This is a genomic window from Paenibacillus senegalensis JC66 (genome assembly GCF_000285515.1).
GTDB lineage: Bacteria > Bacillota > Bacilli > Paenibacillales > NBRC-103111 > Paenibacillus_L > Paenibacillus_L senegalensis.
On sequence record NZ_HE610958.1, the window covers coordinates 30008 to 52997 of the forward strand.

Consider the following 22990-nt stretch of genomic DNA (forward strand, 5'->3'; position numbering starts at 1 on the left):
TATTTGCGAACTTCGCTAATACTCGCCAACCAAAACATATTACTGCACTTCGTAAATACCCTTGTATAACTAGTGTTCCGGCCGGCAGCTTTCGCGAATACTGTTCAGGTGTCGGGCTTCACGCCCCCTCCTACATTCGGTCCAGCGGACTCAAAATATGACGAATATCCTTTACACTAACGTGCGTGTAAAGCTCGGTCGTGGAAGTACTCTTATGACCAAGCAGCTCTTGAATGTAGCGAATATCTACCCCGCTCTCAAGCAAATGAGTGGCAAATGAGTGACGGAGAGTATGGACGCTCGCCTTTCTTTGAATTCCCGCTGCATGAAGTGTTTGCTCAAACACTTTTTGCACCGTGCGTTCAGTCAAATGGTTATTGGCCGCCTGGCCCGGGAATAGCCATTTTTCCGGTCTATACTGCTTTATATACTCCAACACAATGGCCATCGCGGTATCGGACAAAATCGAAAGACGATCCTTTCTCCCTTTCCCTTGGCGAATCACTATCGTTTTTCGTGCACTATGAAGATCCTCAGGGCGCAAACGAACCACTTCGCTAACTCGGAGTCCGGCGGAATAGGTAAGATACAATAGTGCCTTGTGTTTCAAATTTTGGGCAGCTTGCAGCAATTGGATGACCTCGCTCCGGGAGAGCACATTAGGCAGCTTTTTTTCCTTCCTGGGCCTGACATAAGCAACCGATTCACTCTGCCCCGCTATCTTCTGCATAAAGAACTTTACGGCACTAATGGCCTGATTGACGTAGGAGTGCGAACATCCTTTTTCAAGTAAAAACAAGCTGTACTCTTGCATCATCTGGCCATTTCCTGTTAAAGACTCCGTTGTACACCGGTTAAAAAACCGTTCCACATGACCGCAATAAGCCTTTACCGTTTTTTACTGTAGCCCCTTGCCACCAAAGCGTCACATAATCGCTTTTTCTGATCTTCGCCCCAGATTAGTTTTACTTCTACACTGTCTGACTCGGAGTTATCCTCCAACCAATCCTGCAAAAGCGTACATTCTTCAAGGAGGTGCGAGTCGAATCGGATTTGCTTTTCCCTAAATGTACTCACAAATGATTCAAGACCTGCTAAAGTGTACGGAATCAGCCATGCCTTCAGTTCAGGGTTCCACCAGCCTCCGCGAAGCTTTCGCATTTGCTCAACATCTTCCCATAGGAACTTATCGAAACGGATCCCTATTTCATTTTCATTCTGTTTGAATACAAACACACCCACAATACCACCTCAATTATACCATCAATGGTAATTTTTAATAACAAAAAAAGAGAACATCAGGTCTTTTTTACAGACCTGTGTCCTCCGATGCTTTCGGATGATTGACGTTTACATGCTAGATGAATAACTACATTCGCCCTTAATTCAATATTCCACTTTAATTCAATTTTCGCACTTTAATTCAACATTCACACATTAATTACGACACTCACACTTTATTACGACACTTGCACTTCATTTCTACGTTCATGCCCTACACTAGGAAGCGCAGGCGACAATACATACCTATATGGTACCACAACCATTCAAATTGTTGGTGAAAATACTAATCATTTCTCTATTATCTATATCTATCCATACACAATTCCATACACAATCATTTATCCGATTTCCCTTACCCGCCTTCGCGCCGTGCCCCGCAGACTTCGCTTCTGAGCTGCTGTGCAGATAAATGCTCAATCGCAATTTCGGCAAATCTCACTCATAGTGTTTTCTAGTGCAGACTTCCAGCATTTTATCTCGCAAACTGCTTGAAGCTTAAGCTTCCTTGGCAAAGTTCAAACCTAAGCGATAGGCTTGGTCCAGCAGCATGTCGTAATGATCAGGCTGCGAATCCAGTGTCTCATACAAAAATTCCACCTTGGAATGGGGAATCCCGCAATAATCTGCAATACCCGCATTGAGCAGATGAGTGATTGTTTCATCATAGCTGCGTTTTTGCATCTGCTCTTTCGAAACTCCTGCCAAACCCAGCCACAACACATGCTGATGATGAAGGTGATTCGCACCATAGGCAAACCCGTTGTTCCATACACGGTCAATATACCCCTTGAGCATAGCCGGCAAATGCCACCACCATAGCGGAAAAATAAATGCCAAAGCATCATGCTCCTTCATCCGCTTGATTTCCATCTCGACTTCAGGGGAAAAGGTCTGTTCCGCCACTGACCAATCCGGTTCATCTGCCCCTTGTAAAACAGGATCAAAACCAATCCCGTGCAAATCCAATATTTCATAGTCGTGGCCAGCCTCCGCAAGACCTTGTACGAAGCGGCCGGCCGCCTTAAAGGTTAAGGAATCTTTTCTCGGATGTGAAACAACGACTAGTACTTTCATCTGTATCTTCACTACCTTTCTTGTGCTGCTCATTTGTAGCCAGGATCCATGGCTGATGCTATTATAAACAGTAAGAAAATGATCTGGAAGTACGCACTTTGAAGTGCTATAGGAGGATACAGGTGCCATAGGAACATGGAAGTACCTTAGTGTACCTTTCCCCATAAACGGACCTGAATAACGAATAGAAGTGACGGTTGCCCTCGGTCCGGGCAAACTCGGCCTTGTAACGGAGGATGAAGAGATGACTGAACAGAGGAAAGATAAAAAAAGCGTTCCAAAGAAGTATCAAGTTGGAGTAGAGGCGGCATTAGAGGTAATGGGAGGAAAATGGAAGCCTTTAATCATTTATCATTTGATGACTGGACGGAAAAGAACGTCTGAACTTCGTCGCATAATTCCCGGTATTACTCAAAAAATGCTGACCACCCAGCTTAGAGCCCTGGAAAAAGATGAGATCGTGGCACGAAACGTTTATAACGAAATCCCACCCAGGGTAGAATATGAATTAACGGCCTACGGCTGGGGACTAAAGCCTGCACTCGATCATTTATGTTATTGGGGAGAGGAGCACCGGACAAGATTTATGGTGACAAATCGAAGGTTTTGGAGGAATTTCAAAGCTGTCCAGAGTAAATTTAAACACTTACCTCCGGCAAGGCATCATAACAACGAGCTTGATCCTTCCCGAAGCTTTTAGCTTACTTGCTATTCGCATGAGTCACATGAGTTTTGCGTGAGTATCGCATGAGTGTTTTGCGTGATTTATGGTCGATATCTTCCGTCATATTCTTTTCTAGCCAGGGCTGTATATTTTTGAACAAACGCTCCCTTTGCCCGCGTATATCCGTCTCTGTCATGCGAATACTGTTCTTTTAGTAAAAGTTTGAGCCTGGCATATTGTGCGGCTGCGTCGGGATGAGCGCTCAAATAATCCCGAAAATACAGCTCGCCCCAATCCCCACTATGACGGACATGAATGTGAACAGCTTGTCCGCGAAAACCTTCCGGGGTATAACCCTTCAAATACATGATCACATCATTCTCGGGCATATTGACGACATAACCGGCCTCTTGCATCGTTTCCGTTATGCTCTCGATATCCGTATCACCTTTCACTTCAACCAGAATGTCAATGGTCGGCTTCGCAAGAAGTCCGTTAACAGCGGAGCTCCCGATGTGATTGATTCTAATTATTTTATCGCCGAAGATGTGCTGCAAGTAAGTCTTCTCTTCGAAAAAATACTCCCTCCACTGTGGATTATGTTGTTCAAGCAAAACAGGAAACAGCTTGGCTAGCTGCTCACCTGTAACATTAGAGAAATCCTGCTTCATAATCAATACCTGCTTTCCACTCCTGAATTCTTCCCTTACGATTCATTTAAATTGAACTCCCCTTATCCTGTTAATTAAAGCGAGTAGTACGAGAATAATAAAATATATATAAGACAAACAAAATTAGCTTGCGACCCGGAGATATATACTTATAACCGAGTTACATATAGATAGACTGCTTTACAAATGAAAATGTTACTTTGCAGCCGATAAGTTCTTCATAATGGTTAGCTGAAATAATGCAAAATTACGGTTGACCCTGCCCTTAGGTTGGGGACTTTCCATAGACGATGCCGCAGTCGAAGAACTGGATGAATCCGCGAAGGAAGCTCAGGAATTTATGGGCAAAATGACTTTTGCCTTACAAGAAGGCTGGAGCGTTGATGACCAGAGTATTCAACAGCTCGTTGCTGACCATATCCGCTATATTAATGATAAGATTATGACTTTGGATGCGAAGGGCTTTGTGGAGTCTGCGTGGTTCTTTATTACAGACGAGTTTCACAAAACGATACTGGAGGAGCAGCAGATTGGATTAACCTATTATCTGTATGCGGCGGCAGTCCATCACGCACAATAACGGGCCATGTTTAACGGGCACCACTTCAAAAAGTTACATTTGTAACTACTCCCATCATTTCCCCATTTCTATAATAGAAATAGTTGTGTGGCAGCCGTGATATTACTCAGCTGTGGTAGTGGATATTTAGAAATAGCTAACAGACTATTAGGAATGGGGATTTTTTCAAATGACGAATACTTCGCAAAGCCGGCTCCATCTGGTATGGAGAGTCATCATCGTTATGGCCGCAGCATCACTCGTCTGGATCGCAAACGGTCTATTGTTTAGCGTGGAGGAATACAGCAGACTGTGGCATTTTCTTTCTGCAGGCTTCGTGCTGCTTTTGGTGGTGCCAATTGTTGTTATAGCCCGCCGTTATCTCGACCGGCGCCTGTGGGAAGGGCTGCGGCTCACCTCACTCGCAAAAGGCTGGAAGGCTTTGATCGTGGGGGCGCTGTGCTATCTGCTGCCTGCTTTTGCAGGTCTCCTTATTTTTATTCTGATGGGCTGGATTCAGGTCAGTATCCAGATGGCAGCAGGCGATTGGCTTATTGCGGTGCTGACGGTGACGGCGCTTGTTTTCATTTATGAGGCATTGCCGGAAGAGCTGTTGTTTCGCGGGTATCTCTACCGCAATCTGAACAGCGTGCTCCCTCATTGGCAGGCAGTCATTGGGCAAGCTTTTCTTTTTTTACTATTCGCTTGGATAATAGGAGCCGCCCCGAGCTGGAATCGCATCGTGTTCTTTTTTGGGTTTGGCATCGTGGTTGGCATTATTCGAGTGGTAACCGATAATGTATGGTCGGCTATCGGTTTTCATCTTGCTTTCCAGACGATGCAGCAGTTTTTTTCCAATCGGGGAGGCTATGAGATCTCTTCGAGTAATTCCGCTCTTATGGAAATGGTCATTCTAGGCGCCATTCCGTTTACGTTCGCCATCCTGACTCTTAATATTCTAGTGCGTAAACAGCCTGACTGGAAGGCCGTTAATCCCGAGTAAGAGGCATAAAAATTCAGCAGCATCAAGAACAGAATTGCTCTATGATCTGCTTCTTCATTTGCTCGACCGGATAATGCTCCGTATAAGTAGCGATCATCAGCATCATGCCATGCAGCGCGGAGGAAAAATATAACGATCTGATCCGCGGTTCATCAGCCCCGAGCTCTGTAAACATTTGGCACTGTGCTTCGAATTGCTCGGACATCGCATCCTTCAGCTGCTGACTATACTTGAACAATACCTTATCTTCCTCCGGCTGCGTCTGCAGATGCAAATAAAAACGGTACACATCCGGCCGCCGCCGCACGCCGTCAAGCGCCCCTTCAACAATATACCTCAGCTGTTCGGAGGGAGAGCTTAAAGCAGCCGCAGCTTCCATCACCTCGCTGATTTCAGCAATCCGGTGCTGCACCATTTTCGCGAGGAGATCTTCCTTACCTTTATAATAGTTGTATAATAATCCTTTTGAAACGCCCGCTCGAGACGCGATATCGTCTATCGAAGCGTCATGATAACCGCGTTCGATGAATATTTCCATGGCAGCTGTGCGGATCTTGTCTCTGGCTGCTTGGCGGATGCGGTTATTTTCTTCTTTAGTCCGTGGCAATTTCCTGTTCTCCTTGCATAAATTTGTGAATGTAACCGGCAAGCTCTGCTCCATGGGTCAGGGTGAGATAATGATCTCCGCCTTCAATCTCCACAAATCGAATTGCCGGAACCCGTCTATAATGCTCTGCAATATTCAGCATGTCCGGCCATTCTATTGTACCATGAATAAACAGGGTGTTCACCGCTATATCCTCTAATCGGCGGATCGCCGGGGGATCAGGCCAGATCACGTCAAAGCTTTTCCACTCTGTAAATACTCTCGTCATATACCGGGTTGTCATTTCACGTACAAAATCAGCATGGGAACTGGCCATCGTTACGCGATAATTCAGCCCGGACAACGATTGGTCAACCAGCTTTTCGACATCCGGGGCATAGGAATTGACCTCCGCCATCCACTCGTTGAATTCCTGTGAGTACGTATAGCCCGTCAAAGCCGGAGCAATCACGACTAGCCGCTCAACCATCGAAGGATAGGTTAATGTAAAATCAGTTACCGCCTGCCCGCCCATGGAATGGCCTACCAGTGTGACCCGCTTTAGGCCAAGATGTTCAAGCAAATGACGCAAATCCTCCACCAGGCTGGTCGGTGCTTGTGGGGCCGGTGAACGTCCTATTCCCCGCGCATCATAAGTGATGACCTTCCACGATTTAGCCAAAACCGGCACGATCTCCCTCCACTCCCTTGAATCGATGCCAGGACTGTGAAGCATAACGATAGGCGGGCCTTCCCCTTGAATTTCATAATAAAGATCCATGAATCCATCCTCCTCATCGAAAGTTCGCTAATTATTCCTTTCTTCGCCATTATATTTTATGACTGAACGTACAGTCAATACAAAATTTCATCTCATCTTACCTTACCTTCAAATCACCAACCCGTATCCCGATCTAGCAAAAAACCACCAGGTCCGTCGTGCGGAGCCTGATAGTTATAGGAGACTGCTCATACGCTAACTTGATAGTTATAGGAGACTGCTCATACGCTAACTTGATAGTTATAGGAGACTGCTCATGCGGAAATTTGAAGGTTATGAAGACAACTCAATGAGCTAAGCAGAACAGCAAAGACTACATGCGGATAGGCATTCTTTTTGTCAGGAGGCGGATGACCGCAAGAGGAATCACGATTAGCAGAAAGATTCCTATTCCGGCTGCACTTAACGGGAAGCCCTCCAACAATGCAAACCTCTGAAGCACAGGTAAATCCAATGATATTCTTAATAAAGTATCCTGCAGCATGAGAATCAGAATGGCCAAGAGAGTGAACCCGACACCAATAACCGTACTGAACCGGTAAAAAGACACACTGACGAACCAGCCAATCAGTAATAGATAAGCATATTCAGGCCAAATACGATCACGGCCAATCCCCCATTGCTTCCGGGATCAACATAGGGCGACAGAATGATCGACTGAACTAATTCAGCAACGACATGACTATCGATCTCTAACAAAATGGAATTCAAATCCGTTACTTTAAAACTAAAAGTAGTAAAAGAATGGACGATCCATTGCTGCAATACATAGATCCCGATTGTCAAAATGGGAATCACAGCAGATATTCCTATGGCTGCAATAAGCGTACCCTTGAAATAAACTTTCCTGGTCACACCCAGGCTCACATAATGCGGCAGAAAAAACACCGAAATAATGCCGATTACCACCATGAAAAGATTCGCGGGGATAAACACAGCAGCAAAATAATGATCGGTCGTGCCGTCTTGAAAAAAGGCCCTGGCCATCTTAACAACATTTACGATCAATAAAAAGCCGAGAAACCATAAGGCCCAAGACATTTGAACAAAAAACATATCCTTAACAACTTTAGGAAATTGCGTTGGCATCTTCATAAGTGCGTCTCCTCTGTAAGATGAATAAACAGTTCCTGAAGCGACACAGGGGCCAGGTCAAGTCCTTTTTCCCGTGCAGCCCTGCGTTCGTCATCATGAAGCTCTCCATATACCATAACGGATTTGGTATCCCCTAATTGCTGGACATGAATCAGGTTCATGGACTGAATGAATTCATCGACCACAGCTGCATTCCCGGTAATGGCGGCGCCTCTGGAGAGAACGGAATGACTGTCTTCATGAAGCAAAACCTCACCCTTTTTTAAAATGATCACTTCATCAAATAAATAGTCCATCTCCGAGACAAGATGCGTGGACAAGATGATCATTCTTGGATGCTCTTCCTGATCCTTTAGCAGCTCCTTGTAAAAAATTTCCCTAGAAGGAGCATCCATCCCCAGGTATACTTCATCGAATATAGTGAGCGGGGCTCTGCAAGCCAGACCCAGAATAACATTTAAGGCTGCCTGCATGCCTTTGGAAAATTGCTTGACCTGCTTCTTTGGATCCAGTTTAAAGCGTCCGACAAGATATTCAGCATAATCCATATCGAAATGGGGACGATAGCGATGCATATCTTTTAGCACTGCCATAACATTGTCGGATTCATCTTTATAATCCTTGTTATAAAACAAGGCAACCTGCTGCATGATTGCGGAATTTTCAAACGGAACTTCTCCGTTAATGGTTAAGGAACCGGAAGTTGCTTCACGAAATGAGGCCAATATTGACAGAAGAGACGTTTTCCCCGCACCATTCCTCCCGAGCAATCCGTATATTTGGTTACGGTTCAGCTCGAATGTTACATCTTTAAGCACCGTTTGGCTGCCATAGCTTAAACACAACTCTGATACCTTTACATTCATTGCTTATCACGCCTTTTTACTTGTTGGATTAACTGAATCATTTCATTATCCGTAATCCCTAACTTGTCAGCCTCATGTACTAGCTTAACCACGTAATCCTCAATAAAAGAAGCTTTTCGTTTTTGAATCAGTTTTTGTTTGGCCCCTGATGCTACGAACATGCCGATTCCCCTCTTTTTGTACAAAATTTCTTCATCCACTAAAGAATTAATTCCCTTCGATACCGTGGCATGGTTAATTTTATAAAAGCTTACCAGCTGATTGGTGGAAGGGGCCTGATCGCCTTCTTTAAGCTGATCATTAATAATTTGATCCTCAATCCTTTCTCGGATTTGCACATAGATTGGTTTGTCTTGATCAAAAGGTTTGCTCATGTCTACATACCGCCCACTATTCTAATCTCGGCTGCTAAGGCCGGGTTGATATGAGTTTAAACGGATATAGGTTGGTTAGTTTGATAAGTGTCACAGTTGAGTCTTAGGTATTGCGATCCGTACCGCACGAAGCTTCCAGCGTTCGGGCGTTCAGCGTTCGGCGTTCAGCGCTCGGCGTTCGGCGCTCAGCGCTCAGCGTTCGGCGCTCGGCGCTCTGCGTTCAGCGCTCAGCGCTCGGCGTTCAGCGCTCTGCGCTCGGCGTTCGGCGTTCGGCGCTCGGCGTTCAGCGCTCTGCGCTCGACGTTCGGCGCTCGACGTTCGGCGCTCGGCGTTCAGCGCTCGGCGTTCAGCGTTCGGCGCTCAGCGCTCGGCGCTCGGGCGTTTAGCGTTCGGCGCTCGGTGCTCTGCGCTCGGCGTTCAGCGTTACATGGGTGGCGGGCCAGTTGGTTGATTAGAGTTACTTAGGGTGTTACGCTGTTCGCTTGGCTTTGTTAGTGCTGCTTAGGGTGCTACGCTGTACAGTCGGCTTTGTTAGTGTTGCTTACGGTGTTGCGTTATGGTCGCTTAGTTAGAGTAGCGTAGGGTGTTATGGATATATGGTTATACAGTTATGTATATAACCATATCACCTGCTTCTTCATTCGTCAACCTGCTTTGCTCATTTCTTTTTTTCTCATGTCGCAAAAAGGGCTTGTCTCTGTTGTCTCTGTAGCTTCTGCCGCCTCTGTTGTTGCCTGTTGCCTATGTTACCTCTGTAGCTTCTGCCTCCTCTGTTGTTGCCTGTTGCCTCTGTTGCCTCTGTTGTCGCCTGTTGCCTATGTTACCTCTGTTGCCTCAGTTGCCCTATTGCTCCTGCGTAGATGGTATTCGATGGTACAGCCATATAAGCAACACATAAAGTGCAATATCGAAAAGATCACAAGTACCAGGGAGGAGGAGTGCACAACGAAGAAGATCGCATCATCTACTCAGTTTCGCGGCAGTAAAAAACACTTTTTGCTTTTTGTACATTTATCGTTCAATCTTACCGTTGACCAGCCGATTTCAACTATTTTGTATGATGAATCGTTCAAAGTCCGGTGATTTCTATTTAGCTCCCTAATTGAATTAGAGAACAGCTTAAGTTTATGAGGCCAACTCACTTAATTTTTGAAAATTATGTAAAAGAAAAAGAGGATTCATGTCTGAGGAGGGTGAAATAGACGGTTAGGAGGATCAGAGAGCACTTCCAGTTTTTTTTGTTGGGGCGTTCACTACGAACATGAACGCTCGCTGGCTGCGGACTCAATCGTTTTACTGCGAACTCTAACACTCACGTGGAGCTATTTGCCTCGAAAATGCAAGCCATTATAAACACTTGATCGAAAGGAGAATGAATCCGGTCAGGTTCAACAATTGCTGCCTATAAGGTAATCAGATTATTGAGGAAGCCGGCATTTGCCAAACATAGGATTCACGAAAATGCTGATGAAACATTTCAAAGAAATCTTCGAAGAAAGAACCTTTTGTATGATTTTCAGGCAAGCCAGGCTAACGAGGATTGTCAGAGCTGGATTGGCGGTAGAGCTCCATCGTTCTTTGATGACAGCCTGAACGTATGATTTCGATTTTTATTCCTGAAGATTATGAAGAGTATTTACCAAATGATATTTATCCGAGCTGTGCCTCCTCCGACATCGCCGCTACAATTCTTGAACGCGCCTCATTCGAGCAAGTATTTGACCACCCGCACGAAGAGAGCGCGCTAGACTTATTGACCCATCCAGGAATAAGTAAGCATTCGATTATAAATGGCGGGATCATTAGGGACACCGATTCTACCGAGCAGTCTTTTTTTATTAAACTCGGAGGAACTGCAAGGCTGATTCAGGACGAAAGCTATTATTTTGCAAAATCTCAAAGAAAAATAAAGCCCCCCGCATGATGAGCAATCTCAGGTAATCGTACCCCTATCACATGATTTGGAGCTTGTACGAAATTGCGTCTGAAACACTGGCTGGAGCTCCTTAACAGCTTAAAGCCCTGCATTTGCATTTGTACGATTCGTCATACAAATCTCGGTAATCGCACCTCAATCACGTGCATTTGTACGATTTGTCATACAAATCTTGGGTAATTGCCCTTCAATCCCCTGTATTTGTACGACGTTTCATACAAATCTCCGGAATTCGCACTTCAACCCCATTCATTTGTACGACATTTCGTACAAAACGCAGGCCACAAGCCCGCGCAGCCCTCGGACCCCGCCAACCTTGGCAATTTTCATATTGGAGTTGAGTTGTGCCTGAGAACTCAATGACATAACTGTTTTCGCATACTTCCCATACACTTTCGCATACACTTTCGCACATACAATTCGCCTCAGGTCCGCTGCTTGGGGGTTGCTTGTTCCAGCTATCGGGCTGAACGGCCACTTTTCGTACAACCCCGAATATCCCGCCCGTATATATCACTCATCTAACCACGTGATTCCTCCACCAACAACCTGTTCGCGCGTTTCACACCTTATTAGCTCCGTACGGTAAGCTCAATCCTGCTCTCGCCACCTTTTACTCCGCCCATCACCAACAATCCCGCTCTCGTCACCCTTTACTCCAATCATCACCATCAATCCCGCGCATCACCGACCACTTGCCTTTCGATCTCTTTCATTTCATAAAAATATCCCTTCCGCTCCATCAGCTCTGCAAACGTTCCGGCTTCGACAATCCGCCCCTGATCAATGACAATAATCTGATCCATCTCCTCCAGACCAGTGAGCCGGTGACGAATGAGCAGCAGCGTATCGTTCTCGGCCTGGGCGAACAGGTGCCGGAAAATGTGCTGCTCGGTAACTGCATCCAGCGAAGACGTCGGTTCATCCAGGAGCCACAGCCGGCCTCCCTTCAACATTGCCCTGGCCAGTGCAAGGCGCTGCTTTTCACCATCTGACAGGTTCTCCCCTTTTTCATACACAGCATCGTCCAGCGACAGGTACGACAGCTGCACTTTGCCCAGCGTATCCGTCAATGCTTCATCGCAATGCTGGTCTTCCTCCAGCAGCAAATTATCGCGGATTGTCCCTTGGAAAAAATGGTTGTGCTGCAGCACGACATTAGCAGCCCGCCAAATGCTGGTCTCATCCAGTTCTTCTACCGGCGTGCCATTCAATCGCACCTGACCGTGTGTCGGTGCCAGCAGCTTGAGCAGCAGCTCGAAAATCGTCGTTTTGCCCGCGCCGCTTGGACCGACAATCGCCGTCTTCGAGCCGGCTGGGATGTGAAGCTCGATATTCTGCAAGGTCGGGCGCCATTCATCCGCATAATGAAAGGTAACCTGGCGCAGCTCGATAGATACAGCCTGTTCCGCCGAGAGGACCCCGCTCGGCTGAGGCGGCCGGGAATCGGCAGCCTGCACCGTTTCCGCGAGCCGCCCGGCTGCATGCCCGCTATCCTGCTTGTAGGCAGGGAGCGTTGCCATCGCTGCCGCTTCATCAAATACCGTCATCGCAATAAGCACAAGCATGGCCAGAAATACTCCCGCCAGCTCTCCGCTGGCGATCAAATACGCGCCTAAACCGAGCACACCCCATGTAACGAGGAACGTGACAAAAGCATGCAGCGATTGTCCGCGCAGCAGCTGCAAGCCTGCCGCCTTTTGTGTATCCGCCAGCATGGCCGAGGCCCGCTGTAGCTTTTGCTCGTGCTCCTCCAATCGTCCATATACTTTCAAGTCCCGAAAACCGTAAAGCAGCTCGGTCATATCGGTGGAGAGCTTGGCGCGCTGCTCGCGGGCGGATCGATAAGCCTGCCGGTGTCCAAGCTGAGAAATCGCCGGGACCACAAAAGCTGCTATCAGCATCCCCAGCACGAACAGACACGCAATCCAGAATGAAAAGGCGGAGGTAAACAAAATCGTCGCCAAAAAAACCAATGACCACTATAATCGGAGGATAGACAACGCGCAAAAAATAATGCTGCAGGCTCTCAATATCCCCAACGATCCGGGACAGCAAATCCCCGCTCCGCTGTTTGCCAAAGAGCTCGGAGGTTAGCGGAACTAGCTTGGAGAAAAAGGAGACGCGCAAACGGCTGAGGATGGAGAACGTCGCCCTGTGAGAGTATAAGCGCTCTCCGTAGCGGCTTGCTGCGCGCGCTAGACCGAGTATTTTGACAATCGAAGTCAGTACGATCAAGGTATACAGCGGCGGAGCAAACACAGCCTGGGAAATCAGATAGCCGCTCGCGGCAAAAAGCCCTACGCCGGCTGTTCCGGCAATGAAGCCACCGATAATGGAGATGGCGATATCCTTTCTCTCACCAAGCATCGCCTTCGTCAGCAAAGCCAGCTGTTTCATCGGACTCCCCCTCTCCGCTGGACATCCACCATCTCGGCGTACTGCGGAAGACGCCGAAGAAGCTCTTCATGGCTGCCGCTTTCCAGGAGCACGCCATTTTCCAGGAATAAAATGACATCGGCATGGCGAATGGTGTGAAGACGATGCGCTACGGTAATCATCGTCGCCTTCCGGGCCAGCTGAGCAATCGAGCGCTGCAGGACCCGCTCGGTGTGCAAATCCAATCCGACCGTAGGCTCATCAAATAAGAGTACCGACGGCTGATTGAGAAAAGCACGCGCCAGAGCAAGCCGCTGCTTTTCACCGCCGGATAACCCGCGCCCTCCTTCACCGACCATCGTATCATAGCCCAGCTCCAGTCCGGCAATCACCGCCCCTAGTCCGGCTGCTTCAGCTGCCTCCTCGATTTCCGTTCGGGACACATCGCGGCCGGCTCCTATGGCGATATTAGCGGCGAGCGTCCCGGCAAAAATATAGGGGTGTTGGGTAATGTAGCTCACATGTTCGAACCAGGAGCGTTCTTCTTGATGCTTCAGCTCGCGGCCGTTGACAAGCACTTCTCCCGAAGAGGGCTCCAGCAATCCGGCGATGAGATGCAGCAGTGTCGTTTTCCCGGAGCCGCTTTTTCCGACGATAGCTGCCTGCTTCCCGGGCGGGATTGTCAGCGTACCGGCATTAAGGCTGAACGCACCCGGCGCATACTGAAAGCGCACATCCTTCAGCTCGATTAGCGGCGGCATTGTGCTCAACTTCAAATGCCCGCCGCCCACTACTTCCGTCTTGTCCGGAACTTCGCCTGCCTCCGTCCTGCCCGGAACTTCGCCAGTTGCCGTGCTGCCTGGAACTTTCACACTGCGGCCAGCTTCCTCGGCTTCGTCTGCTTTTTCCAGCCCTCTCTTCACTTCGACTGCCTCCGTCCTGCCCGGAACTTCGCCTGCCTCCGTCCTGTCGTTGACCTCTACCGCTCTATCCCGCATCTTCGCACCGCCGTCCCCGGCCATTGTATTAAGCTTATGCTTGCCGGGATCGGTGCTCTTATCCGTCTGGCCAGCGGCAGCATCGGTATGATCCGTACTGTGAGGCCCCTCCAGCGGATTCTCCAGCATATCCTCCACTTTGCGGGCGGCCCCCATGCTCGTGCGTCCGCTGTGAAACGCGGTGCCGACATTTTTCAATACAGTGTAAAATTCCGGGACGAGCAGCAGAATCAAGAACGCGGTTGCAAACGAAAGCGAATGGAAAACAAACAGCTGAAAAGCAAGCTCCAGCGCGACAAGGCCGATGCTCAGCATGACGATTAATTCAAGCATGAACGTGTTCGTAAAAGCAATCCGCAAAATGCCCATGGTCGCATCCCGGAAGCCAAGACTGCTGCGCTCGATCTCCTGCTGCTGGCGGCTGGTCTTGGCGAACAGCTTTAAGGTGACCAGCCCCTGCAGCGAATCCAGGAAAGTGCCGGAAAATTCGGCTAGCTGCGCAAATTTCTCCTCCGACTTTTTTTTCGTTTTCAGCCCGACTAATATCATAAAAACAGGGATAAAAGGGGCGGTAACGAGCATAATGAGCCCGGAGTTCACATGCTGGCTGAATACAACGATCAATATCATTGCCGGGATCACAGCCATCTCCAGCATCCGCGGCATATATTGGCTGAAATAGCTGTCCACTTCATCGACCGCATCGAGCACAAGGCTCACCTTGCCGCCGGTTTGCCCGCTCAGCGATGCCGGGACGGAATTTTGGATCAAATGGCTGATCGCCGCTTTTCTCATAGCCGTCTTGGCATCAGCTGCCATCTTTAAGCCAATACGGCCATTCCAATAGGAAAACAAAGTGCGGGCCAGCATGACGGCCATCAATGCCCCCAGCAGAGTAACAATCGCGGAAAAGGAGGCACTCTGCACAAAAATCCGCTCCACGATCGCGGCGAACAAAGCGGCTTGGCCGACAATAGCCGCCCCCAGAGCAAAGGAAACGACACCTAACAGCATAAGACGTTTCCTTTGTACGGCCATCTGTGCGGATAAAAGACTTCTTTTTCTTCCCCTCACGCCGCCCCGCCTCCTTGTTGTTAACTGGCTGTCTTTCGCTGAATGCCCTGCCATACCGCTAAGGCACTGTGCAAAAATGAAAATAGAGTTTTCCGATCACGCTAAAACCTTCACCGTTTTATTTGTTGCCTTTCACATAATCCGCATCAAACAGGAACAGCTTGAAGACGAGAATCAGCGAAGGAACTAGCAAGCACAGCCCGCCGATAAAGGCGATCACCAGCGCGATTCCCATCGATTCGTGCGTGGCCCCGCTTTGAATCGTAATGTAAGGATCGAGAATGTAGGGATAGTGGCCGATGCCATAAGCGAAAAAGGCGCAGAAGAACTGCAGCATAACACATATAAAGGCCCACCCATAGCGGCGTCCGTTGTAGAGCAGCCACATGGACAGCATGAAAAATCCAACGGAAAGCGCAAGCAGCCACCACAAATCCATCATGTTTTGAAAATGGCGTTCATTATGCTGACTGAGATAAATAAACGCGGTTAAAGCGGCAATAATCGTCGGTGTGCTCCAAAAAAGAGCATACGTCCGCATCAGCTTCAAGGCCGGCTGATCGTCGGCGCGCGAAGCGTAGAAGGTTAAGAACGTCGCGCTAATATACAGCACCGATACGATGGCCAGAGCAACGATGCTCCACGACAACGGGCTCGTGAACAGCGTCAAATATTCCAGCGAGACGACGCCGTTCTGCTCCACGATAAATCCGCCCTCGGACAGAGTCAAAGCTACTGATAGCGAAGCGGGAATCAGCAGCCCTGTTGCCCCGTACAGAAATAAATATACGGTGCTTTCTTTGGATCCGTAATTCTCAAATGCATAGAAGGAACCGCGAATGGCCAGCAGGACAATCGCTATACTTCCCGGAATCAGCAGCGCCGAGCCATAATAATAGGCCGTATCCGGAAAGAAGCCGACAATGCCGACAAAGAAAAACACGAAAAACACATTCGTAATCTCCCACACCGGCGATAAGTAGCGGGAGATCAGCCGGTTGATCAGGTGGTCCTGTTTAGTCGAACGGGCGTAGAAGGCGAAGAATCCGGCGCCGAAATCGACGGAAGCGACAATCAGATAGCCGTATAAAAACAACCATAATACCGTGATGCCAATCAGCTCATAGCTCATCATGACGGCTCACCCTTTTCTATAGCTTGGTCCTGCATCTCCTTCATATAGCTCTCCAATTCCGCCTCTGCCGGATTGTTGCGGAATAAGCGCCGCAGCACGATAACACACAGCGTGCCCAGCACGATATATAAAAGCAGGAAGAAGAAAAACAGAGGGACTACATTCGGCGATGAAGTGGCCGCTTCTTCTACACGCATATAGCCGCGGATAATCCATGGCTGACGCCCGACTTCCGCATAGAACCAGCCCAGCTCAACAGCCAGAAAGGCCAGCGGTGTGCAAATGACAATAGCCCGCAGCAGCCATTTGTTAAGCTCGTTGCGCTTTTTCCAGAATAGGAAGAGGAAATACAGCAGCGCGACACCAAACATAACAAAACCGAAAATAACCATCATATCAAACAAATAATGGACAACAAGCGGGGGCTGCTCGTCAGGCGGAAACTCCTCCAGCCCGATCACTTCCGCATTGAAATCCGCAAACGCCAGGAAGCTTAAGGCCTTCGGAATACGGATCGCTCCCCGAACCTCCTGCTCATCCGTCAGCCAGCCGAGAAGAATCAGATCAGCCCCGCTTTCCGTTTCAAAATGCCATTCGGCTGCGGCCAGCTTTTCCGGTTGATGCTCAGCCAAAAACTTGGCGGACACATCGCCGGCTATAACCGTCAGAAAGCTGAATACAAGAACGACGACCATCATCAGGTTCAACGATTTTTTGTAGTAGGGAGATGCACCTTTTTTCACAATCGTATAGGCAGCAATTCCCGCCAGCAGTGCAGCACCGGTTAGATAAGCGGAGGTCAGAACATGAAACACTTTCGATGGCGACGCCGTATTCAGCATGGCCGCAATCGGATTAACCGCCACAAAATGGCCTGCTTCCATAACAAAGCCTTCCGGCTGATTCATGAAACCATTCACTGATGTAATAAAAAAAGCCGACATGCCTGCTCCGATCACAATAGGAAACGTCAGCAGCCAGTGGGTATAAGGGTTGCGGAATCGATTCCACGTATACAAATAAATGCCCAAAAATATCGCTTCAAAAAAGAACGCAAATACTTCCATGAATAAAGGAAGAGCGATGACATTGCCCGCCAGCTGCATAAAATTAGGCCACACCAGAGCAAGCTGCAGAGCGATCGCCGTTCCGGTTACAACCCCTACCGCTACGGATATGACAAATCCGCGCGTCCATCTTTTGGCCATGAGAATGTAGTGAGGGTCTTTCTTGCGTATGCCGACAAATTCCGCAATAGCAATCATTAGCGGAACTCCCACTCCAACCGTGGCGAATATAACATGAAACGTCAGGGTCAATCCTGTCAGCAACCGACTCCATAGCACCGGATCTATATCCACGTTAGTCTGTCTCCTCTCATCCCGGGTTCTGATACACCGTTTATTGCTATGACTATAGTTCCCTCTCCTATACTTAATCATGAATGGATTATAGGTAATCACTATTGGATAATCACCTATTGATTGATCATTATATCCCAATTAGGTAATCACTATTGGTAATCACCATTAAGTAATCGCTATTTAAGTAAGTAATCACTATTAAGCAGTCACTATTAGATCATCACCACAAGTGTATTTCTATTAGGCAGCCTGCCATCATGACCGAATATAGGTTTTGCTCTCATGACTTTTATTATAGTTAATCACCGCCGCTTTATCGGCTGAAGCATCCTGCTTTCGAAAAAGATTCATATTGTTTTGACAACTTGATGAAGAAAGTCACTGCAGACATTTTTTTGTTACATTTGCACGCAAGTGCTTGCTTGCATTTCATGTTTAGTGTACGATTAAATCAAAATGAACGGGGAGGAACTTGTGAATGAAACTGGTCACCTTTCAACCGGATGGCAGCAGAGCTGCGCTCTTTGGAGCTATTTTGGAATCAGGGTTTGCTATTTCTTTTTCCGCCATTATGCAGAAAAGAAACAGGCATACAGACAGACTGGACAGCATGGACGCTTACCTTCATCATCTGCCGGAGAGCGAGGGCGAGGCCAGAGAAATGCTTCGTTATGCCGCCGAAAACGAGGACCAATTCACCGCTCATGAACGCTTTCCGCTACCCGAGGTTAGACTGCTCCCTCCTATTCCGAACATTCCGGCCCTCCTTGATTTTGGCTTGTCGCCAAGACATTTGCAGAACGCCGCTTACCGTATAATACAGAGAGAGGTTAAGCCTCCATTGCGCGGCTTGCTGCAAGGTATTGTAAGAAGAAAACTGCAGCGGGAATACAAACAGCCGAATTTCCGCTATTATAAATGTAACCATAATGCCATCATCGGAGATGGGGATACGATTAATTGGCCGTCCTTTACCTCCTATCTTGACATTGAGCCGGAGCTTGGGATTGTGCTTGGGAAGGATAGCCGGATTGCCGGGTACGTCATTTTCAACGATTGCTCCGCGAGGGATGTCCAGCTGCCCGATTTTTTATCCCTGACCGGGCCTGCACGTTGTAAAGATTTCGACCACAGCAAAGGAATAGGTCCCTATTTGGTCACTCCGGATGAAGCGGGAGACCCGCTGGATTTGAAGGTTGAAGTGAAAATTGGCGAGCGCCTGCGCTGGAAGGGCAGTACGTCCGAATATACCGCGCCCCCAGAGAAGATTGTGAAGGAGCTTTGCTCTATCTTCCAGCCGCTGCCCGGAACTGTTCTTGGGATGGGGACCATTCCCGATTGCTGTGCTATTGAAACGGAGGAATGGCTGCTGCCGTCAGATAAAATAGAGATTACTTTCGATAAATTAGGAACGCTGACTCAATTTGTACCTGATCATATTGAAATACGGGAACAGAGCCGTTGGAGGACGAGGGAGGATCTGCCCGTCCTTTCCTCCGGAAGAGTCCTGCCAGAGCAGCCAAGCGCATGCTTACCGTATGAATGAACATCCAGGAGGATCTAGACATGTCCATGAAACTGCCTGCACTGCCGGAAGCACATCCCCGCTGTAAAGTGACCGTGCTCAATGCAGGGTTTTACCAAGCTTCTATGCACCTGTTGAAGAAGGGGAATCCCAAACGAAAAATATGGGGGCCTGCCCTGTTTTATTTAATTACTCATCCGAAGCACGGCCATCTCTTGTTTGATACCGGCTATTCCACCAGGTTCTACGAGGCTACGCATGCTTATCCGTATCGTTTGCTGCGTAGCGCGATTCCTGTCAGGATCACGGAGCAGGATAATGCCATCCGGCAGCTTAAAGCAATGGGAATCAGCCCCGATGAAGTAACCGTTATTTTATCCCATTTGCATGTTGATCATGCGGCCGGCATCCACGATTTTCCGAATTCACGTACGATCATCAGCAAGACCGAATGGGAATTCACCCGCCAGTCTCCGTTAAAGCTGCTGTTTCATTCCTATCTTAAATCGTTATTTGACGGTATAGCTGCTGACCGGCTTCAGCTCATCGATTTCGAGCATTCCGCTTCCTACGGCCCTTTTACTCACGCTTGCGACCTGTTTCAGGACGGGACACTTATTCTCGTACCGCTGCCCGGACATGCTATCGGCCAAATGGGATTGCTGGTGAATTGCTCCCCGGAGGAAAGATATTTTTTGATCGCAGATGCGGCTTATGTAAGAGGAAACTATCGGCAAAATAAAACCGGGGCCTGGATGAGCAGGCTGGCCCATCATCACTTTTCTCAGTATAAAGCCAATTTCCCGCTGCTTAATCAACTGGAGCAGGACAACCCGCGGCTGGTAATCCTCCCGTCCCATGATCCTGACGTTTACGACTATTATGTGAAAAATAAGCCCGCACCCTGAGCGGGTACATTCATTTCTAATTAACAGCACAGACAGATTCAATACGGGGATCGATCTTAGAAATATAATTTTGAAATCGAATTTCGGAAATCGAATTTTAGAAATACAATATTGGAAATTTGGAAAATGCTTATGCTTAAAAGGAGAATCCACGTGCAAACAGCAGACAAGATCATTTATGCCACCACCTCTTTATTAAAAAACCACGGGTACCGCGGAGTTACCACTAAAGCTATTGCCGCTGAAGCCCAGGTGAATGAAACGACGATCTTCCGCCATTTTGGCAGTAAGCAGGGAATTCTGGAAGCTATCGTGGACAGGTTTTCTTATTTGCCCCAATTTGAGAAGCTGCTGAAGGAGGATGCAGCCGATAATCCCCGCATTGATTTGATGAAGGTGTGCGAAAATTATTTGAGCTTCTTTCGGCAAAATGCCGATATCATTCTGATCGGCTTCCGCGACAAGGGCCTGCTGCCCAAACTGGACCAAAAATTGAGCGAGCTGCCCCTGCATCTGCATGCTCTGCTCACTGAGTACTTTGAACGCCTCAAGCAAAAAGACATCATCGTAGTAGAGGATTCTGATCTGACGGCGATGTCTTTTCTCTCGATGTGCTACGGCTTTCAAATGGGGATGCTGATGCACGGCGCCTCTGCGCAAGTCGAGGAGCGGAAGTTCTACGAGCACAGCGTGGAATTATTTATAAGAGGGCTCGCCTTTAAAGGGTAGCCGCAGCTGGACGCTGCCGTTTTCTACGGTGCTTGCTTGATCTCGCTCCTGCGGTGCTGTCCGTTTCTACGGTGCTGCCTGTTCCTGTTGCTCCAGTGCATGCTTCAAGGCATCCGCCCACTCCTCGGCATGATCAAAATAAGATAGATGGTGACCCGGAAATACCGTCAGCTCCTGATCCAATTCAAGAGACAGAAGTTCAGCGGTCCTTGCAAAATACTTCTCTTTATGAAGCGACAGCTCTCCAGCAGCAAAGATGACATCTACCCGGCCGCTTTTCAGCTTCCGAAGATTCGGCTGGTATTGGACAAATGCAGGCATTTCTTCATTAATCAGGATATCGGTATTCAAGGCATTCCGGGCTTGAAAATCTTTAGGCACATCTGAAAATACACTTATGGGAACGCCCACTGAAAATGTAAATTTCATATTTCCTGCCTGGCTTCCCAGGCGAGCCGCTGTCGCTTGAATGCCCGCAAAGAATGTCTTCCATTTGCTGCTGTCCGGCAGCACACTGACTACTGGCGGTTCATGAGCAATCACTTTATCCAGCATTTCCGGATATTGGGCGGCGAGCTCCATCGCTACGATCGCACCGGAGCTATTGCCGAATACTTGGACATTCTCCGCCTTTACTGTTCGCAGGACGGCAACGGCGTCACGGGCCTGCTGGCTAATTTCCACATGATGCGCCCCTTCCCACTTACTTCTCGAATTCCCTCTCCGGTCATAGGTAATCACTTTATAAGTATCGGCCAAACGATCCACCACACGGGAATAAAATCCGGCATCCCCGCCTCCGCCGGGAATGAGTAATAGCGGCTGTCCTTCTCCTCTGACCTCATAGTAGATAGTAGCTCCCTCATTCAGAACATAGCCAGCTTCAACCGGAATACTCTCCGGCCAAGCCGAATCCCGCTGCTGGTTAATATGAATATTCGTGAGGACAGCTCCAGCTGTATAAAGAATAACGCTCCCGGCTACAAGTACGATGGAGAGCACAAAGGATACAAAGGCTCGCCCTTTGCTATGGCCAGCTTTAGAACTAACAGGGACATTAAGAGGTTCTGAGCTTTCAAGGCCGGCCTCGTTCCTTCTAAACTTTGTTTCGGTGCTTTGGAAATCTTCCTCACCATCTTTAAGCCCTGTTTCGGTGCTTTGGAAATCTCCCTCACCATCTTTAAACCTTGCTTCGGCGCTCTCCAATTGTTCCCCGAAGTCTTGACGACTTTCTTTGGAGCCTTGGTAGCTTTCCACAGTATCTTTAAACCTCGCTATAGAGCTTTCCAAGCCTTCACCGATACCCAGGTGATTCTTCTTGGAGCTTTCCAAGTCTTCCCCGATACCAAGACGGCTCTTCTCGGAGCTTTCCAAGCCTTCCCCGATGACTTTTTCCTTTTTGCCGTTTAATTGTCCTTTAGTGCTTTTCAAATGAGAGGCCTTGTCACGAGTATAGGCAGCATTTTTAACAGACAGGAATATAAGCGATAACAGAAGTGTACCGCCTAACACGACATAATCGACTATGCGGAGATAGCCGTAAGGAAACAGATAAAAGACCACATCAGCCAACAGCAGAACCAAGCCCCACTCGAGTACGGTCCGGGTCCACACTCGCTTAGTTAGCCATCCCATACTTTCCATAGCTATAACGATTGTAGCCAGCATAACCGGCAGCATAAGCAGCAGCATATGAACCGGTATTCGGGGAGCCTCCGCATAAAAACTATAGTCAAACCAAGTAAGCACGGCAGCTCCTGAAGATGAAACCCAAAGCAGCAACAGCAGCCCCCATTTGGTTTTACGCAGGTTAACGACAAGCAAGAACAACCAGAGAAGCAGATTCAATCCAATCAGGGGGGTATCCCATCCATACCAAAAACTCATTTAAGTCCAGTCCTTTCGTTTCACACTCGATAAGGACTATTTTAACTGTCATAGATTCAAGCCAGAACCACCGCCAGTACAGGTTCATCCTGGACCTT

At 48.2% G+C, this 22990-nt stretch carries 20 protein-coding genes and 2 pseudogenes; 7 read left to right on the top strand and 15 right to left on the bottom strand.

All coding sequences use genetic code 11. The features are described 5' to 3' along the window. Window positions 1-130: 130 nt before the first annotated feature. The 3 genes from PSHG_RS31175 to PSHG_RS08600 form a co-directional block, all read right to left on the bottom strand. Window positions 131-817, bottom strand: a complete 687-nt coding sequence (locus PSHG_RS31175) for a tyrosine-type recombinase/integrase (protein WP_235782038.1) — start codon at window positions 815-817, stop codon at window positions 131-133. Window positions 818-888: 71 nt separating this feature from the next. Further along, window positions 889-1236 carry a hypothetical protein gene (locus PSHG_RS31180; RefSeq protein ID WP_210436465.1) on the bottom strand — a complete coding sequence of 116 codons (348 nt, stop codon included), beginning with the start codon at window positions 1234-1236 and terminating at the stop codon, window positions 889-891. Between the two features lie 543 nt (window positions 1237-1779). Then, window positions 1780-2358, bottom strand: a complete 579-nt coding sequence (locus PSHG_RS08600) for an NAD(P)H oxidoreductase (protein ID WP_010271891.1) — start codon at window positions 2356-2358, stop codon at window positions 1780-1782. 244 nt (window positions 2359-2602) lie between these two features. Here PSHG_RS08600 and PSHG_RS27010 point away from each other — a divergent pair. Next, window positions 2603-2994: pseudogene (locus PSHG_RS27010) on the top strand (winged helix-turn-helix transcriptional regulator). 129 nt (window positions 2995-3123) lie between these two features. On the opposite strand, the gene PSHG_RS08610 reads toward PSHG_RS27010, so the two are convergent. Further along, entirely contained in the window at window positions 3124-3693 is a 570-nt protein-coding gene (locus tag PSHG_RS08610; protein WP_026021265.1) for a GrpB family protein, read from the bottom strand. Between the two features lie 253 nt (window positions 3694-3946). Between PSHG_RS08610 and PSHG_RS08615 the strand changes: the two genes are divergently transcribed. Together PSHG_RS08615 and PSHG_RS27015 are read left to right on the top strand one after the other, a co-directional pair. Further along, window positions 3947-4273: a TipAS antibiotic-recognition domain-containing protein gene (locus PSHG_RS08615; protein ID WP_148497516.1), complete on the top strand. Its 327-nt coding sequence runs from the start codon at window positions 3947-3949 to the stop codon at window positions 4271-4273. Window positions 4274-4442: 169 nt separating this feature from the next. After that, a complete protein-coding gene (locus PSHG_RS27015; RefSeq protein ID WP_010271898.1) occupies window positions 4443-5255 on the top strand; it encodes a CPBP family intramembrane glutamic endopeptidase in 813 nt (270 codons plus the stop codon). Window positions 5256-5277: 22 nt separating this feature from the next. On the opposite strand, the gene PSHG_RS08625 is transcribed toward PSHG_RS27015, so the two are convergent. The 6 genes from PSHG_RS08625 to PSHG_RS08650 all read right to left on the bottom strand — a co-directional run bounded on the left by PSHG_RS08625 (window position 5278) and on the right by PSHG_RS08650 (window position 8957). Next, a complete protein-coding gene (locus PSHG_RS08625) occupies window positions 5278-5862 on the bottom strand; it encodes a TetR/AcrR family transcriptional regulator (RefSeq protein ID WP_010271900.1) in 585 nt (194 codons plus the stop codon). After that, window positions 5849-6622 carry an alpha/beta fold hydrolase gene (locus tag PSHG_RS08630; protein WP_010271903.1) on the bottom strand — a complete coding sequence of 258 codons (774 nt, stop codon included), beginning with the start codon at window positions 6620-6622 and terminating at the stop codon, window positions 5849-5851. Before PSHG_RS08630 ends, PSHG_RS08625 begins: the two co-directional genes overlap by 14 nt. 313 nt (window positions 6623-6935) lie before the next feature. After that, a complete protein-coding gene (locus PSHG_RS27020) occupies window positions 6936-7172 on the bottom strand; it encodes a hypothetical protein (protein ID WP_010271906.1) in 237 nt (78 codons plus the stop codon). Window positions 7173-7189: 17 nt separating this feature from the next. Next, entirely contained in the window at window positions 7190-7717 is a 528-nt protein-coding gene (locus tag PSHG_RS08640) for a hypothetical protein (protein ID WP_010271908.1), read from the bottom strand. Then, window positions 7714-8583: an ATP-binding cassette domain-containing protein gene (locus PSHG_RS08645; RefSeq protein WP_010271911.1), complete on the bottom strand. Its 870-nt coding sequence runs from the start codon at window positions 8581-8583 to the stop codon at window positions 7714-7716. The genes PSHG_RS08640 and PSHG_RS08645 overlap by 4 nt, the downstream gene beginning before the upstream one ends. Further along, window positions 8580-8957 carry a GntR family transcriptional regulator gene (locus PSHG_RS08650; protein ID WP_010271913.1) on the bottom strand — a complete coding sequence of 126 codons (378 nt, stop codon included), beginning with the start codon at window positions 8955-8957 and terminating at the stop codon, window positions 8580-8582. Before PSHG_RS08650 ends, PSHG_RS08645 begins: the two co-directional genes overlap by 4 nt. A 1597-nt stretch (window positions 8958-10554) precedes the next feature. Here PSHG_RS08650 and PSHG_RS27025 point away from each other — a divergent pair. Continuing rightward, window positions 10555-10881: a hypothetical protein gene (locus PSHG_RS27025; RefSeq protein WP_010271914.1), complete on the top strand. Its 327-nt coding sequence runs from the start codon at window positions 10555-10557 to the stop codon at window positions 10879-10881. A gap of 683 nt (window positions 10882-11564) precedes the next feature. On the opposite strand, the pseudogene cydC reads toward PSHG_RS27025, so the two are convergent. The 4 genes and pseudogenes from cydC to PSHG_RS08680 form a co-directional block, all read right to left on the bottom strand. Further along, window positions 11565-13293 (bottom strand): annotated as a pseudogene (cydC, locus tag PSHG_RS27030) (thiol reductant ABC exporter subunit CydC). Next, on the bottom strand, window positions 13290-15308 hold the full coding sequence (locus PSHG_RS31430) for an ABC transporter ATP-binding protein/permease (RefSeq protein WP_042121727.1): 2019 nt from the start codon (window positions 15306-15308) through the stop codon (window positions 13290-13292). Before PSHG_RS31430 ends, cydC begins: the two are co-directional and overlap by 4 nt. 154 nt (window positions 15309-15462) lie before the next feature. Further along, window positions 15463-16479, bottom strand: coding sequence for a cytochrome d ubiquinol oxidase subunit II (locus tag PSHG_RS08675; RefSeq protein WP_042121635.1), 1017 nt, complete (start codon window positions 16477-16479; stop codon window positions 15463-15465). Then, window positions 16476-17840 carry a cytochrome ubiquinol oxidase subunit I gene (locus PSHG_RS08680; RefSeq protein ID WP_010271924.1) on the bottom strand — a complete coding sequence of 455 codons (1365 nt, stop codon included), beginning with the start codon at window positions 17838-17840 and terminating at the stop codon, window positions 16476-16478. The genes PSHG_RS08675 and PSHG_RS08680 overlap by 4 nt, the downstream gene beginning before the upstream one ends. A 481-nt stretch (window positions 17841-18321) precedes the next feature. Between PSHG_RS08680 and PSHG_RS08685 the strand changes: the two genes are divergently transcribed. The 3 genes from PSHG_RS08685 to PSHG_RS08695 all read left to right on the top strand — a co-directional run bounded on the left by PSHG_RS08685 (window position 18322) and on the right by PSHG_RS08695 (window position 21005). Next, complete coding sequence (locus PSHG_RS08685) at window positions 18322-19389, top strand: fumarylacetoacetate hydrolase family protein (RefSeq protein ID WP_010271926.1); 1068 nt, start codon at window positions 18322-18324, stop codon at window positions 19387-19389. Between the two features lie 20 nt (window positions 19390-19409). After that, the gene (locus PSHG_RS08690; RefSeq protein WP_010271928.1) at window positions 19410-20276 is read left to right on the top strand and encodes an MBL fold metallo-hydrolase; all 867 of its coding nucleotides are present in this window, start codon (window positions 19410-19412) and stop codon (window positions 20274-20276) included. 153 nt (window positions 20277-20429) lie between these two features. Continuing rightward, on the top strand, window positions 20430-21005 hold the full coding sequence (locus PSHG_RS08695; protein ID WP_010271929.1) for a TetR/AcrR family transcriptional regulator: 576 nt from the start codon (window positions 20430-20432) through the stop codon (window positions 21003-21005). A 66-nt stretch (window positions 21006-21071) separates the two neighbouring features. Here PSHG_RS08695 and PSHG_RS29255 read toward each other — a convergent pair whose 3' ends face one another. Then, window positions 21072-22892, bottom strand: a complete 1821-nt coding sequence (locus PSHG_RS29255; protein WP_010271930.1) for an alpha/beta hydrolase — start codon at window positions 22890-22892, stop codon at window positions 21072-21074. Window positions 22893-22990: the final 98 nt, after the last annotated feature.

What these genes read in the sequence shown, in the direction of transcription:
- PSHG_RS31175 (WP_235782038.1), bottom strand. Translation starts at nt 817, where the DNA reads ATGATGCAAGAGTACAGCTTGTTTTTACTTGAAAAAGGATGTTCGCAC.
- PSHG_RS08645 (WP_010271911.1), bottom strand. Translation starts at nt 8,583, where the DNA reads ATGAATGTAAAGGTATCAGAGTTGTGTTTAAGCTATGGCAGCCAAACG.
- PSHG_RS08675 (WP_042121635.1), bottom strand. Translation starts at nt 16,479, where the DNA reads ATGATGAGCTATGAGCTGATTGGCATCACGGTATTATGGTTGTTTTTA.
- PSHG_RS08610 (WP_026021265.1), bottom strand. Translation starts at nt 3,693, where the DNA reads ATGAAGCAGGATTTCTCTAATGTTACAGGTGAGCAGCTAGCCAAGCTG.
- PSHG_RS08690 (WP_010271928.1), top strand. Translation starts at nt 19,410, where the DNA reads ATGTCCATGAAACTGCCTGCACTGCCGGAAGCACATCCCCGCTGTAAA.
- PSHG_RS08650 (WP_010271913.1), bottom strand. Translation starts at nt 8,957, where the DNA reads ATGAGCAAACCTTTTGATCAAGACAAACCAATCTATGTGCAAATCCGA.
- PSHG_RS08640 (WP_010271908.1), bottom strand. Translation starts at nt 7,717, where the DNA reads ATGAAGATGCCAACGCAATTTCCTAAAGTTGTTAAGGATATGTTTTTT.
- PSHG_RS08630 (WP_010271903.1), bottom strand. Translation starts at nt 6,622, where the DNA reads ATGGATCTTTATTATGAAATTCAAGGGGAAGGCCCGCCTATCGTTATG.
- PSHG_RS27025 (WP_010271914.1), top strand. Translation starts at nt 10,555, where the DNA reads ATGATTTCGATTTTTATTCCTGAAGATTATGAAGAGTATTTACCAAAT.
- PSHG_RS08685 (WP_010271926.1), top strand. Translation starts at nt 18,322, where the DNA reads ATGAAACTGGTCACCTTTCAACCGGATGGCAGCAGAGCTGCGCTCTTT.
- PSHG_RS27015 (WP_010271898.1), top strand. Translation starts at nt 4,443, where the DNA reads ATGACGAATACTTCGCAAAGCCGGCTCCATCTGGTATGGAGAGTCATC.
- PSHG_RS08600 (WP_010271891.1), bottom strand. Translation starts at nt 2,358, where the DNA reads ATGAAAGTACTAGTCGTTGTTTCACATCCGAGAAAAGATTCCTTAACC.
- PSHG_RS31430 (WP_042121727.1), bottom strand. Translation starts at nt 15,308, where the DNA reads ATGGCCGTACAAAGGAAACGTCTTATGCTGTTAGGTGTCGTTTCCTTT.
- PSHG_RS29255 (WP_010271930.1), bottom strand. Translation starts at nt 22,892, where the DNA reads ATGAGTTTTTGGTATGGATGGGATACCCCCCTGATTGGATTGAATCTG.